This window comes from Rhizobium sp. 862_C5_N1_2, assembly GCF_051811205.1.
Lineage (GTDB): Bacteria > Pseudomonadota > Alphaproteobacteria > Rhizobiales > Rhizobiaceae > Rhizobium > Rhizobium leguminosarum.
Genome location: NZ_JBPWPT010000001.1, coordinates 4,493,267 through 4,506,155, shown reverse-complemented (window position 1 = coordinate 4,506,155; position 12,889 = coordinate 4,493,267). Strand labels below are relative to the sequence as shown.

Sequence of the window (12,889 nt, the reverse complement as noted above, 5' to 3'; positions counted from 1 at the left end):
CTACACGGTCTCGGGCGGCATAGCTTGGCTTGACGCCGGGCAGAATGCCAGCCGAAGGCGATTTTGTCACGATCACCTTTTAGTAAGCGCTTATGGATAGAGGGCGCCTACGGCTCGGCAAAAAGCCCTGCCTTCATCAGCAGGGCTTTAGCATATTATGGTTTACAAATGGTATCAGGCGGCCTGCTTGCGCGGCTTGACAAGGCCGCGATTGACGAGCAGCTCGGCGATCTGAATGGCGTTCAACGCAGCACCCTTGCGCAGGTTGTCGGAGACTACCCAGATATTGAGGCCGTTTTCGACCGTTGCATCCTCGCGGATGCGCGAGATGTAAGTCGCATCCTCGCCCGCCGATTCATATGGCGTGATGTAGCCGCCGTCCTCGCGCTTGTCGATGACGAGGCAGCCTGGTGCATCGCGCAGGATGTCGCGGGCCTGGTCGGCAGTGATCTCGTTTTCGAATTCGATGTTGACCGATTCCGAATGACCGATGAAAACCGGCACACGCACCGCCGTGCAGGTGACCTTGATCTTCGGGTCGAGCATCTTCTTCGTCTCGGCCAGCACCTTCCATTCTTCCTTGGTGTAGCCGTCCTCCATGAAGACGTCGATGTGCGGGATGACGTTAAAGGCGATACGCTTGGTGAACTTCTTGTTCTCGATCGGATCGGCCACGAAGACGGCGCGCGTCTGGTTGAATAGCTCGTCCATGCCGTCCTTGCCGGCGCCGGAGACCGACTGGTAGGTCGAGATGACGACACGCTTGATCTTGGCGAAGTCGTGCAACGGCTTCAGCGCCACCACCAGCTGGGCGGTCGAGCAATTCGGATTGGCGATGATGTTGCGCTTGGTGAACTGGCTGATGGCATCCGGGTTCACTTCCGGCACGATCAGCGGCACGTCGGCGTCGTAGCGCCAAGCCGAGGAATTGTCGATGACGATGCAGCCCTGCTGGCCGATCTTCGGCGAGAACTTCTTGGAGACCTCGCCGCCGGCCGACATCAGGCAGATGTCGGTATCGGAGAAATCGTAATTCTCCAGATTGGAGACCTTCAGCGTCCGGTCACCGTAGGAAACCTCGGTGCCCTGCGAACGCGAGGAGGCGAGTGCCACGACCTCATCGGCGGGGAAGCCTCGCTCGGAGAGGATGTTGAGCATCTCCCGGCCGACATTTCCGGTCGCTCCCGCAACTGCTACTTTGAAACCCATTTCTCAAGCTCTCTTTCTCTTCTCTCCTCTTGTCCGGTGAGGGGAAAGGCGCGATTAATCGCGTCTTCCTGTCCCCAGCCGAGCCGGGGAGAGAGCGGCAGGCCAGAGACGTCAGACGGTTTTCGTCGTCGTTTTGGCCTTGGTTTTGGCAGAAACCGGAACGGCAATGTCCACCCCGGCAACCCGTGCCCGGTCATTGCATTCGGCAATGGCGTGTTCGTCGCGAACCATGGAGATTCCTTTTCCGATGTTGCTCTTAGAAGGTTTTCCACAGGAGTCAAGGTTTTTGCGCTTAGAGCCCGCAGGCGAAAGCTGCCGCCGCAATACTGCGACGTTTTGTCATGCCGCTGTCATCCTCGGGAGGTATCCCGGCCCGGTTGTTAATGTCTGCAACGAAAACGGGGGTTTTCCATGCGTACGCTTCTTGCCGCCTTTGCGGCCACCACCATCCTTGCGGGCGCCGCTCAGGCGACGACGGTCTATCCGCTTGATCGCGCGACGATTCTTGCCGGTTCACCGTTTGATTTCAAGGTCGAGCTCAACAAGCAGGTCAAGCCTGAAGACGTAAAGATCACGGTCAATGGCCAGGACTACAAGACCGTGCTTGGGGGCGAGGCGCAGTTCGTCGAACTGGAAAAAGGCAAGGATGACAAGGCTCTCGGCTCCGCTATCCTGCTGCGCGGCCTGAAGATTTCCGCTCCGGGCGACTACAGGATCGAAGTCGCGGCCGGAGACGAAACGAAGTCCGTTACTTGGAACGTTTACGAAACAGCAGCCCAGCCGAAGGCCAAGAACATCATCTTCCTGCTGGGTGACGGGCTTTCCGTTGCGCATCGCACCGCCGCCCGCATCATGTCCAAGGGCATGACTGAAGGGAAGGCGAATGGCCGCCTGAATATGGACGATCTCGAGCGTATGGCTTTTATCGGCACGTCGGCGACGAATGCCGTCGATACGGATTCGGCCAACACCATGTCGGCCTACATGACGGGTCACAAGACAGCCGTCAACGCGATCGGCGTTTACGCGGACCGTACGCCGGCCTCGCTTGATGATCCGCGTGTTGAAACCTTCGCAGAAGCCGTTCGCCGCCTGACCAAGAAGTCGATCGGCATCGTTGCAACGGCCGAGGTTGAGGACGCCACGCCGGCGGCGGTTGTTTCCCATACCCGCAACCGCAACGACAAGGCCGACGTCGTCGGCATGCTGCTCGACGTCAAGCCGGAAGTCCTCCTTGGCGGAGGCTCGGCCTATTTCCTTGGCAAGGAAGTCGCCGGCTCCAAGCGTAAGGACAACCAGGACTACATCAAGCAGTTCCAGGATGCCGGCTACAAGCTTGCGACCGACAAGAACGAGCTCGCAGCCAATGCATCGGCTGAAGGCAATCTCCTCGGCCTCTTCCACACCGGCAATATGGACGTCACGCTTGATCGCGAGTTCCTGAAGAAAGGCACCGTCGACAAGTTCCCGAACCAGCCGGGTCTCGTCGCCATGACCAAGGTTGCGCTCGACCGCCTTTCCAAGAATCCTGATGGCTTCTTCCTGATGGTCGAAGGCTCCTCGATCGACAAGATGTCCCATCCGCTCGATTGGGATCGTGCCGTTATCGAAACCATCGAATTCGACCAGGCCATCGGCGTTGCCCGCGAATTCCAGAAGGCCCATCCGGACACGCTGATCGTCGTCACCGGCGACCACACGCATGGCGTATCCATCATCGGCACTGTCGATGATGAAAAGCCCGGCACGGAAATGCGCGAAAAGGTCGGGACCTATGCCGAGGCCGGCTTCCCGAACTACAAGGACGAAAACGGCGACGGCTATCCCGATAAGGTCGACGTCAGCCGCCGGCTGTTCCTGAGCGCCAATAACGGCCCCGATCACTACGAGACCTTCCGTCCGAAGCTCGATGGTCCGTTCGTTCCGGCTGTCCAGAACGAAAAGAAGGAATATGTCGCCAACGAGCAGTATAAGGATGTTCCCGGCGCGGTCTTCGTTCAGGGCAATATCCCGAAGAGCGGCGATAGTGGCGTCCACGCCGTCGACGACGTCGTCCTGCAATCGGCTGGTCCGGGCGCTGAAGGTTTCCACGGTTACATGGAACAGAGCGACGTCTATCGTGTGCTCGCCGACACCTTCGCTCTCGGCGCCAAGCAGACGAACTGATCTCTAGATGCGGATGATTTTAGGCCGGCTCGGCCTAAAATCTGAATTCGCATCTAAATCAAAGAAATAGCGCATGATGTCGTCCGAAAACCGCGCACACTTTTCGACATCATGCTCTGGCTCATCCGGCTAGGCCGCTTGCCGGCCCTGCCTCTTTCACCGATCATGGTCCCGGCCGTTAGCGGCCGGGATTTCATTCTTGGAGATCGCCATGGAAAAGCTCCCTTCGCTGCATCTCAGCCGCCGCGGCCTGATCGGCGCCATCGGTACGCTGGCCTTCGCCGCTATTGCTCGCCCGGGTTTTGCTGCGGATTCCTTGATCAGCTTTGATGAGCTTTACGGCAAGTTCGGCGTGCTCGGCCTCGAATTTTCAGACAAGGTGAAGCGCCTTGCCGGCAAAGACGTCAGCATGAAAGGTTTCATGGCGCCGCCATTGAAGGCTGAGGCCCGGTTCTTCGTGCTCACCGAGGTGCCGATGTCCCTCTGCCCCTTCTGCTCCTCGGATGCAGACTGGCCGGACAATATCGTCGTCGTCTATCTCTTGGAGAAACAGACCTTCGTGCAGCCGCGCCAGACGATCGAAGTGCGCGGCACGCTGGAATACGGTTCGTGGACGGATCCGGACACTGGCTTCGTCAGCCTGCTGCGGATCCGCCAGGCCGAATATTCCGCCGTCTGAACCCATATGCTCTCTCTCGATATCGAAAACCTGACCGTTGCCTTCCCGGGCCTGTCCTCGCCGGCACTGGCGATCGGCCGCCTGTCGATCGATGCAGGCAGCAGGGTCGCCATTACAGGGGCGTCCGGCTCCGGCAAGAGCACCTTCGTCAATATCGTTGCCGGACTGGAGCGCACACGGCAAGGCCGTATCCGCTGGAACGGCGAGGATATAGCGAGTTTTTCAGAAAGCCGGCGTGACCGGTTCCGTGCCGCCAATATCGGCCTGGTCATGCAGGAGTTCCATCTCTTCCCCGGCCTGTCGGCGCTGGAGAACGTACTCCTGCCGGCGCGGCTTGCCGGCGCTGCCACAGTCGATGTCATCGAGCGGGGGCATGCGCTTTTGGGCACGGTCGGTCTTTCCCGCCCCGGCCAGAAGATCGAGACCATGTCGCGCGGCGAGATGCAGCGTGTGGCGATCGGTCGGGCGCTGCTGCGCAAGCCCGGCGTCATCATCGCCGACGAGCCGACCGCAAGCCTCGATGCCGAAAGCGGCGAGGCGGTCGGCGATCTTCTCCTCGATCTTGCCATTGCCGAAGGCAGCACGCTGATTGTCGTTTCACACGACCAGCGCTTGGCGGGCCGCCTCGACCGGCGCATCACCTTCGGCTCCGGCCGGATCAGCGAAGATTCCGCAGCAGCGGCGGGAGAGGCTGCATGATCCGCTTCATCCTTTCCGATCTTCGTCGCCTCTGGGCGGGGTCGCTGGTGGTCGTGCTGCTGGTGGCGCTTGCGACCGCGCTCGGCGTTTGCGTCGTCCTGCAGGAGCGGGCGCTTCGTCTTGGCAGCGCGCGCGCCGCTGACAAGTTCGATCTTGTCATCGGCGCCGGCGGCAGCGAGACGCAGCTCGTGCTGTCCTCCGTCTTCCTGCAGCCCTCGCCCTTGCCGCTGATGCCGGGCGAAGTGCTGGGCAAGCTTGCCGCGGATCCGCGGGTCGATTGGGCAGCCCCGATCGGCTTCGGCGATTCCTTCTCCGGCTATCCGATCATCGGCACAACGACCACGCTGACGCAGAACCTGTCCGGCGGCTTAGCCGAAGGCAAGATTTTCGCGCGCGAGGGCGAGGCGGTGATCGGCGCTGCCGTCAAGCTGTCGCTCGGCGGCGAGATCAAGCCGATGCATGGGTCGCTGGAAGAGGGCGGCGAGACTCATACCGAGCTCGTCTATCACATCGCCGGCCGCTTGCGGCCGACCGGCACCGCCTGGGACCGAGCCATTCTCGTTCCCATCCAAGCCGTCTGGCACATTCATGGCATGGAGGCGGAGGAACATGAGGAGGACAGTGGGCACGAACATGAAGCGGCGTCCGGAACGGATAGCGTTGAACATGGCCATGAACATGAGAAGGCCGGCGCTGATCACGATGGGCATGGGCATCACGGGAAAGCCGATCCGGATGCCGCGCTTGATGAGACCTTGACTGCGGGCGCTCCCGGCCTTCCCGCCATTCTCGTCAAGCCGAAGACAATCGCCGATGCCTACAAGCTGCGGCAGGAATATCGCAGCGGCAATACCGTCGCTGTCTTTCCCGGCGAGGTGCTGACCAATCTCTACGCCACGCTCGGCGATGCCAAGCAGATCCTCGTCGCGGTCGCCTCAGGCGCGCAAGCTCTCGTCGCAGCCTCGCTGGTACTGGTCACGGTCATCCATATCGGTCAGCGCCGCCGTCAGATCGGCGCACTGAGGGCCTTCGGCGCCCCGCGCGGCGCGATTTTCGGCATCGTCTGGCTGGAATTCTTCTTCCTGGTGGCGGTTGGCATCGCACTCGGATTCGCGCTCGGTTATGTCGCGGCTCTCATCTTGTCCGGTATGTTCTCGCAAACGAGCGGGGTCGCCATGCCGGTCGTCTTCACTCGTGAAGACGTCGGGCTTGCAGCAGTGCTGCTTGCCTTTGCCGCAATTCTCGCTGCACTGCCGGCAGTGCTCGCTTATCGGCAATCGCCGGCGCAGGCGCTGAGAGCATAACGGATCCACGTCGCAAACCGCAGTGAAACCTGCTTTCAAACCTCCGGCAGCTCAATCGTCACGGACGGCCTGATGGGCGTGAGAACCGCGCCCACTCTTAGACTAAAGTCATAATCCCAAAGCATCTCTCTTTTTGATCTGTCGTTTCTGGCACACTCTCGTCAGGCGTGTCGCGGCCAGGGGTATGCTTTGAGGAGAGTAGGTCGCGCGCGTGATCATCACTCTGTGGAGGACAGACAATGGCAAATGTCGCAAGCATCGACGGCGCGAAGGCCGGTCCGATGACCGGCGAGGAGAAGAAGGTCATCTTCGCCTCTTCGCTCGGCACCGTTTTCGAATGGTACGATTTCTATCTCTATGGCTCGCTCGCCACCTATATCGGCGCGACCTATTTCACCCAATATCCCGAGGCAACGCGCAACATCTTCACGCTGCTCGCCTTTGCCGCCGGCTTTCTGGTGCGCCCCTTCGGCGCGCTGGTGTTCGGCCGTCTCGGCGATCTCGTCGGCCGTAAATACACCTTCCTGATGACGATCATGATCATGGGGCTGTCGACCTTCCTCGTCGGCGTCCTGCCGGGTGCCGCCACCATCGGCATCGCAGCCCCGATCATCCTGATCGGGCTGCGCCTGCTCCAGGGTCTGGCGCTGGGCGGTGAATATGGCGGTGCGGCAACTTACGTCGCCGAACATGCGCCGAACGGGCGCCGCGGCTACTTCACCTCATGGATCCAGACGACAGCGACACTCGGCCTGTTCCTGTCGCTGATCGTCATCGTCTTTGTTCAATATCTGATGGGTGCGGCCCAGTTCGCCGCCTGGGGCTGGCGCATTCCGTTCTTGGTCTCGGTTGTCCTGCTCGGCATTTCCGTCTGGATCCGCCTGAAGATGAACGAATCGCCGGCGTTCCAGCGCATGAAGGCGGAAGGCAAAGGCTCCAAGGCGCCGCTGACCGAGGCCTTCGGGACATGGAAAAATGCCAAGATCGCGATCATCGCGCTTCTCGGCGCTACCATGGGCCAGGCGGTCGTCTGGTACGGCGGCCAGTTCTATGCACTGTTCTTCCTGCAGAACGTGCTGAAGGTGGACTTGTTCTCGGCCAACGTCATGGTCGCCATCGCACTTCTCCTCGGCACGCCGTTCTTCGTCATCTTTGGCGGTCTCTCCGACAAGATCGGCCGCAAGCCGATCATCATGGCAGGCCTTCTCATTGCGGCGGTGACCTATAATCCGCTGTTCAAGGCGATGACCTGGACGGCGAACCCGGCGCTGGCCGAAGCGCAGGCTTCGATCCGGGCAACGGTGACGGCTGATCCGGCCGATTGCAGGTTCCAGTTCAACCCGACCGGTACCGCGAAGTTCACCAGTTCCTGCGACGTGGCAACGGCGTTCCTGACGAGGAATTCGGTGCCTTACGACGTCGTGCCCGGTACCGCCGGACAGCCGGCAACGGTGAAAGTCGGCAACGCGACGATCCCAAGCTTTGACGTCGTCGCTGCCGGCGACAAGGCCAAGGGCATGACCGCCGCCTTCGAAAAGGGCGTCAACATCGCGCTCCATGATGCCGGCTACCCGCTGAACCGCGGCGTCGTCAAGGTGCCGGATGCCAAGCTCGATGCCTTCATCGCAGCCAATCCGGAACTGTCGCTCAATGCCGATGCCGTGCGCGCCGGCGAGAAGGAAACCGTACCAGCGGCCAAGCTGGTCGAGACCAAGCTGCTGACGGCGGATGAGGCCAATGGCGTCACCGACATGGCGGTCTACAACATCGCCAATGGCGGCACTTTCGCCATGGTTGCCGATCCGGCCCGGGTTAACTGGATCGGCACGATCGCCGTGCTGTTCGTCCTCGTCCTCTATGTGACGATGGTCTACGGCCCGATCGCCGCTCTGCTGGTCGAGCTTTTCCCGACCCGCATCCGCTATACCGGCATGTCGCTGCCCTATCACATCGGCAACGGCTGGTTCGGCGGCCTGCTGCCGGCGACAGCCTTCGCGATGAGCGCTGCCGCGGGTGATATATATTACGGTCTCTGGTACCCGATCATCTTTGCGTCGATCACACTGGTGATCGGCCTGATCTTCCTGCCGGAAACGAAGAACAGGGATATCCACGCCATGGATTGAGCGGCGGATTGAGGCCAATCCGCGCTTGAGAAAAAGGCCCGGCGCTCACAAGGCGCCGGGCTTTTCCATATTACAGCGGCGCACGTCTTTTCGGACGCGCAAAGGACGCTGTAACATTTTGAATTGCTGCATAATTTTATCCTTAAATCGATTCCGATTTAGGGAATTATGCAGTGCGAAACAGGCGCTTCGAGAGTGGCCAGCCGTCCGGTGCCAGCTTGAAGAGCAGGCCGCAGCGGGCAAAGACGATCGCCGTCAGCAGTGAGAACCAGGCGCCGAAGGCAAGGCCGGCGATGACGTCGCTCGGATAATGGGCGCCGACCATGACACGCGTCATGCCGAGCCAGATGGCGCAGGCGATGAAGGCAACGCGATAGCGCGGAAACAGCAGGGCGAAGGCGGCGAAGAAGGCGCCGACCGTGGTGGAATGGCCGGACGGGAAACTTTCGAAAGCGGAATGGCCCGAAAAGGGCGTGAAGGAAAACATGCCGTAGTCATGGAAATGATCGGGACGCGCCCTGCCGATCGCCCGCTTCAGCAGATTGGCGAGAAGCCCAGAGAAGACAACCGTGATGAAGAGATAAGCGCCGATCCAGCTGACATAAAGCGCTTGCGCCTTGGAGCGCGCCGTCTTCACAAGCTTGTAGCCTGCCCGGCCCTGAAAGAACAGCAAGATGCTGGTGTAGATCAGCCAGGCGGAATCGCCGAAACCGGTCAGCATCTCGCCGAGGTGCTTCACCGGCGCGGGAGCTTCGCTGGCGCCGATCGGCGCGTCGAAGAGCAGCATGGAGAGGATCACCGCATTGAACGTGATGAAGAGGCAGGCCTGCCAACGCAAAGGCGGCATGCCGGCGCTACTCCGGCGCCAGCGCCTGTTCAGGGAAGCCCAAAATGCCCGCATTCCGTCGTCCGTTCGAATTTGCCCCAAAGTGCCACGACGCGCTAAGGACGCTCTATTATTTTGAATTGGCGCATAATCCATTGGAAGATCGTTTCCAATGTCGAGGTTATGCGCTCGTTAAAATCCGGCGCAAAAATACACGAGATTGTGGCCGAGGATAGTCGGTTTGGGATAATTCGACCAAGCCGATGCGGCTCGCTGCCTTGAGAAAAAAGCCCTCCGCAAGAATCCTGCGAAGGGCCAGAACTGTTTCACGTGAAATATCAGGCGGAAAGCGTCTTGAACTCGGCGAGGATCGCATCGCCCATCTCGACGGTGCCGACCTGCCTTGCGCCATCGGCCATGATATCACCGGTGCGGATGCCCTTGTCGAGCACGTTGGCGATCGCCTTTTCCAGATCGTCGGCTTCCTTCACCAGATTGAAGGAGTAACGCAGGCACATGGCAAAGGAGGCGATCATGGCGATCGGATTGGCGATGCCCTTGCCGGCGATATCGGGGGCCGAGCCGTGTACCGGCTCGTAGAGCGCCTTGCGCTTGCCGGTCTTGCCGTCAGGCGCGCCGAGCGAGGCCGACGGCAGCATGCCGAGCGAGCCGGTCAGCATGGCGGCGACGTCGGAAAGCATGTCGCCGAAAAGATTGTCGGTGACGATGACGTCGAATTGCTTGGGCTGGCGCACCAGCTGCATGCCGCCGGCATCGGCCAGCATGTGTTCGAGGTGGACGTCGGAATATTTCGCCTTGTGCGTCTCGGTCACCACCTGGTTCCAAAGCACGCCCGACTTCATGACGTTGCGCTTTTCCATGGAGCAGACGCGGTTCTGCCGCGTGCGGGCCATTTCGAAGGCGACGCCGGCGATGCGCTCGATCTCGTAGGTATCGTAGACCTGCGTGTCGATGCCGCGCTTCTGGCCATTGCCGAGGTCGATGATCTCCTTCGGTTCGCCGAAATAGACGCCGCCCGTCAGCTCGCGGATGATGAGGATATCGAGGCCTTCAACCAGCTCCGGCTTCAGCGACGAGGCCGCAGCAAGGGCCGGATAGCAGATGGCGGGGCGCAGGTTCGCGAAGAGCTGCAGATCCTTGCGTAGGCGCAGCAGGCCAGCTTCCGGGCGCACTTCGTAAGGCACGCTATCCCATTTCGGACCGCCGACGGCGCCGAAGAGAACGGCATCGGCCGCAAGCGCCTTCTGCATGTCGGCTTCCGAGATCGCAGCGCCATGCGCATCATAGGCGCAACCGCCGACAAGGCCTTCGTCGGTGACGAAACCGGCATTCATCGCCTCGTTCATATAGGCGATGATCTTGCGGACCTCGCCCATGGCCTCGGGACCGATGCCGTCACCCGGCAACAGGAAAAGATTGCGCGCTGTCATGAAACCCTCCTGGGAAAAACTAGTTGCGGCTTCTTAGACCCCGGAAATGGGCATTTCAAGCGACGGAAGCGGTGAATCGGTACGCTTCGCTCTGAGCAGCGATGGTTGCTCCTGCGCCCGCAAACAGATTAGAACGGCAGCCCCGACCTTTATTTCCCTGGATGGTTCCCATGCCTTTCGCGCCTCTCCATCTCGACACGCCCTTGGTCCAGACGGCACCTGGCTACAGCGTTAGCGGCAAACCGCTCTGGCTGAAGCTCGATGCGCTGCAGCCTTCCGGCAGCTTCAAGCTGCGCGGCGTCGGACGGCTTTGCCAGCACGAGGTGAAAAATGGGGCGCGCGAGATCTTCTGTGCTTCCGGCGGCAATGCCGGCATTGCCGCGGCTTATGCCGGCCGGACGCTTGGTGTGCCGGTCACGATCGTCGTGCCGGAGACGACGGCGGCCGATGTGCGGCAGACGATTGCCGCAACGGGCGCGAATGTCCTCGTTCACGGTTCGGTTTTCGATGAGGCCAATGCCCATGCAGTCGACCTCGCCCGGAGCCGAAAGGCGACTTATGTTCACCCCTTCGACCATCCGCTTCTGTGGGATGGCCATGCCACGCTGATCGACGAGGTCGTGGCGAAAGGTGCAAAATTCGATTGCGTCGTCACCAGCGTCGGCGGCGGCGGGCTGCTTGCCGGCATTGTCGAGGGATTGAAGCGAAACGGGCTTTCCGATGTGCCTGTTATCGCCGTCGAAACGGAAGGGGCGGCCTCGCTGAATGCCAGCCTCAAGGCGAGTGAGCGTATCACCCTTCCCGCCATTACCTCGATTGCCAATTCGCTCGGGGCGCGGCAGGTGGTGCAGCATGTCTTCGACCTGCCGAAGCAGCATCCGATCGAAAGTGTTGTCGTCAGCGACGCCGATGCCGTTGCCGCCTGCCTGAAATTTGCCGATGCGCAGCGCATTCTGGTCGAGCCGGCTTGCGGTGCGGCCCTTGCCGTTGCCGATGTGCATGCCGGGCTGCTTCAGCGCTTCGACAATCCGCTTATCGAAGTCTGCGGCGGCATCGGCGTGTCGCTCGAAAAGCTTGAGGCCTGGAAAGAGAAATTTCTCTGATGTGCCGCAAAAGAAAAAGCCGGGCAAAAACCCGGCTTGATCGGTAACCGATTGGAGAGGCTCAGGCTGCCCAGGGGTGCGAAGCGGCGTTCTTCTTTTCGAAGCTGTCGATCGCCTTGCCCTTTTCCAAGGTCAGGCCGATATCGTCGAGACCGTTCAGCAGGCAGTGGCGCTTGAATTCGTCGAGATCGAACTTGATCAAGCCACCATCGGGGCCGGTGATCTCGAGATTCTCAAGATCGACGGTCAGGATGGCGTTGGAGCCGCGCGAGGCGTCGTCCATCAGCTTGTCGAGATCTTCCTGGCTGACCTTGATCGGCAGGATGCCGTTCTTGAAGCAGTTGTTGTAGAAAATGTCGGCGAAGCTGGTCGAGATCACGCAGCGGATGCCGAAATCCAGAAGCGCCCAGGGGGCGTGCTCGCGCGAGGAGCCGCAGCCGAAATTGTCGCCGGCAACGAGGATCTTGGCATCGCGATAGGCCGGCTTGTTCAGCACGAAATCCGGGTTTTCTGAGCCGTCCTCATTGTAGCGGGCTTCCGCGAAGAGGCCGGTGCCGAGGCCGGTGCGCTTGATCGTCTTCAGATAATCCTTCGGAATGATCATGTCGGTGTCGACGTTGACGACCGGCAGCGGTGCTGCAACGCCGGTGAGCTTCACGAATTTATCCATGATCCATGCTCCATTTCAGCAAATCTACTTTCTGAATTTGCATCTAGTCCAGTTTTTCGCCGAAATGAAGGAGAATCTTTCACAGACGGCGGCCACGCGACGTTTCGCGCGATCCGCCGATTGCGCCTGTCCCCTTATTTGGACGGTGCGTTCAGGCCCCAGAGGACGCCGAACGGATCGCGAAGCTGGCCGTAACGGTCGCCCCAGAACATCAGTTCGACCGGCATGACGACTTCGGCGCCGGCAGCAACCGCGCGATCCCACCAGAAATCGATATCGTCGATAACCAGTTGAATGGCGAAGCCTTCATGGCCTTTGAAAGGATGGCCGTATTCGGGATAGGCATCCGACAGCATGAGGGAGCTGCCGTTGATGTAGAGATGCACATGCATCGTTCGGCCGCTCTCGTCGACCGGCACGAGATATGCCTCTTCGGCGCCGAAAGCCTTCTTGTAGAATTCCGCAGCTTTCACCGCGCCGTCGACCGTCAGATAGGGCAGCAGGCCATTCTTGACCGGTGGCATCTTCGTCGGGTTGCTCTCTGTCGTCGTATCCATGCTCGTCCTCCATACGTTTTTCACGAGCCGGCAGAATGCCTGGCTGTTTCAAGGACGCATGATGGAATCTGGAGCCGACAGTGTCGGTCAAAATTTTTT

The 12,889-nt window shown here is 60.4% G+C and carries 12 protein-coding genes; 6 read left to right on the top strand and 6 right to left on the bottom strand.

The features are described from left to right. Positions 1-174: 174 nt before the first annotated feature. A complete protein-coding gene (locus ACD590_RS22190) occupies positions 175-1,209 on the bottom strand; it encodes an aspartate-semialdehyde dehydrogenase (protein WP_012759513.1) in 1,035 nt (344 codons plus the stop codon). A 111-nt stretch (positions 1,210-1,320) separates the two neighbouring features. Further along, positions 1,321-1,533: a hypothetical protein gene (locus ACD590_RS22185; RefSeq protein ID WP_018244134.1), complete on the bottom strand. Its 213-nt coding sequence runs from the start codon at positions 1,531-1,533 to the stop codon at positions 1,321-1,323. 87 nt (positions 1,534-1,620) lie between these two features. Here ACD590_RS22185 and ACD590_RS22180 point away from each other — a divergent pair, with 87 nt between their 5' ends. From ACD590_RS22180 to ACD590_RS22160, 5 genes are all read left to right on the top strand, one after another. Beyond that, complete coding sequence (locus tag ACD590_RS22180) at positions 1,621-3,375, top strand: alkaline phosphatase (protein WP_247264229.1); 1,755 nt, start codon at positions 1,621-1,623, stop codon at positions 3,373-3,375. Between the two features lie 211 nt (positions 3,376-3,586). After that, the gene (locus ACD590_RS22175; RefSeq protein ID WP_131605737.1) at positions 3,587-4,054 is read left to right on the top strand and encodes a hypothetical protein; all 468 of its coding nucleotides are present in this window, start codon (positions 3,587-3,589) and stop codon (positions 4,052-4,054) included. 6 nt (positions 4,055-4,060) lie between these two features. Continuing rightward, entirely contained in the window at positions 4,061-4,753 is a 693-nt protein-coding gene (locus ACD590_RS22170) for an ABC transporter ATP-binding protein (protein ID WP_439003370.1), read from the top strand. Continuing rightward, the gene (locus tag ACD590_RS22165; RefSeq protein ID WP_283185778.1) at positions 4,750-6,057 is read left to right on the top strand and encodes an ABC transporter permease; all 1,308 of its coding nucleotides are present in this window, start codon (positions 4,750-4,752) and stop codon (positions 6,055-6,057) included. Before ACD590_RS22170 ends, ACD590_RS22165 begins: the two co-directional genes overlap by 4 nt. A gap of 239 nt (positions 6,058-6,296) precedes the next feature. Beyond that, entirely contained in the window at positions 6,297-8,183 is a 1,887-nt protein-coding gene (locus tag ACD590_RS22160) for an MFS transporter (protein ID WP_439003369.1), read from the top strand. Positions 8,184-8,349: 166 nt separating this feature from the next. Here the strand turns inward: ACD590_RS22160 and lpxE are convergent, their stop codons facing one another. Both lpxE and leuB read right to left on the bottom strand, forming a co-directional pair. Continuing rightward, positions 8,350-9,084 (bottom strand): lipid A 1-phosphatase LpxE, encoded by a 735-nt coding sequence (gene lpxE, locus ACD590_RS22155; RefSeq protein WP_439003368.1) that lies wholly within the window; start codon positions 9,082-9,084, stop codon positions 8,350-8,352. Positions 9,085-9,347: 263 nt separating this feature from the next. Continuing rightward, a complete protein-coding gene (gene leuB / locus ACD590_RS22150; RefSeq protein ID WP_439003367.1) occupies positions 9,348-10,460 on the bottom strand; it encodes a 3-isopropylmalate dehydrogenase in 1,113 nt (370 codons plus the stop codon). A gap of 170 nt (positions 10,461-10,630) precedes the next feature. On the opposite strand from leuB, the gene ACD590_RS22145 reads away from it, so the two are divergent. Continuing rightward, positions 10,631-11,563, top strand: a complete 933-nt coding sequence (locus ACD590_RS22145) for a pyridoxal-phosphate dependent enzyme (RefSeq protein WP_439003366.1) — start codon at positions 10,631-10,633, stop codon at positions 11,561-11,563. A gap of 61 nt (positions 11,564-11,624) precedes the next feature. On the opposite strand, the gene leuD is transcribed toward ACD590_RS22145, so the two are convergent. Both leuD and ACD590_RS22135 read right to left on the bottom strand, forming a co-directional pair. Continuing rightward, complete coding sequence (leuD, locus tag ACD590_RS22140) at positions 11,625-12,233, bottom strand: 3-isopropylmalate dehydratase small subunit (protein WP_003543984.1); 609 nt, start codon at positions 12,231-12,233, stop codon at positions 11,625-11,627. 134 nt (positions 12,234-12,367) lie between these two features. Beyond that, the gene (locus ACD590_RS22135) at positions 12,368-12,790 is read right to left on the bottom strand and encodes a VOC family protein (RefSeq protein WP_018244125.1); all 423 of its coding nucleotides are present in this window, start codon (positions 12,788-12,790) and stop codon (positions 12,368-12,370) included. Positions 12,791-12,889 lie beyond the last annotated feature (99 nt).

Coding starts and splice junctions, on each gene's coding strand:
- ACD590_RS22175 (WP_131605737.1), top strand. CDS start 3,587: ATGGAAAAGCTCCCTTCGCTGCATCTCAGCCGCCGCGGCCTGATCGGC.
- leuB (WP_439003367.1), bottom strand. CDS start 10,460: ATGACAGCGCGCAATCTTTTCCTGTTGCCGGGTGACGGCATCGGTCCC.
- ACD590_RS22170 (WP_439003370.1), top strand. CDS start 4,061: ATGCTCTCTCTCGATATCGAAAACCTGACCGTTGCCTTCCCGGGCCTG.
- ACD590_RS22165 (WP_283185778.1), top strand. CDS start 4,750: ATGATCCGCTTCATCCTTTCCGATCTTCGTCGCCTCTGGGCGGGGTCG.
- ACD590_RS22190 (WP_012759513.1), bottom strand. CDS start 1,209: ATGGGTTTCAAAGTAGCAGTTGCGGGAGCGACCGGAAATGTCGGCCGG.
- leuD (WP_003543984.1), bottom strand. CDS start 12,233: ATGGATAAATTCGTGAAGCTCACCGGCGTTGCAGCACCGCTGCCGGTC.
- lpxE (WP_439003368.1), bottom strand. CDS start 9,084: ATGCGGGCATTTTGGGCTTCCCTGAACAGGCGCTGGCGCCGGAGTAGC.
- ACD590_RS22135 (WP_018244125.1), bottom strand. CDS start 12,790: ATGGATACGACGACAGAGAGCAACCCGACGAAGATGCCACCGGTCAAG.
- ACD590_RS22145 (WP_439003366.1), top strand. CDS start 10,631: ATGCCTTTCGCGCCTCTCCATCTCGACACGCCCTTGGTCCAGACGGCA.
- ACD590_RS22180 (WP_247264229.1), top strand. CDS start 1,621: ATGCGTACGCTTCTTGCCGCCTTTGCGGCCACCACCATCCTTGCGGGC.
- ACD590_RS22160 (WP_439003369.1), top strand. CDS start 6,297: ATGGCAAATGTCGCAAGCATCGACGGCGCGAAGGCCGGTCCGATGACC.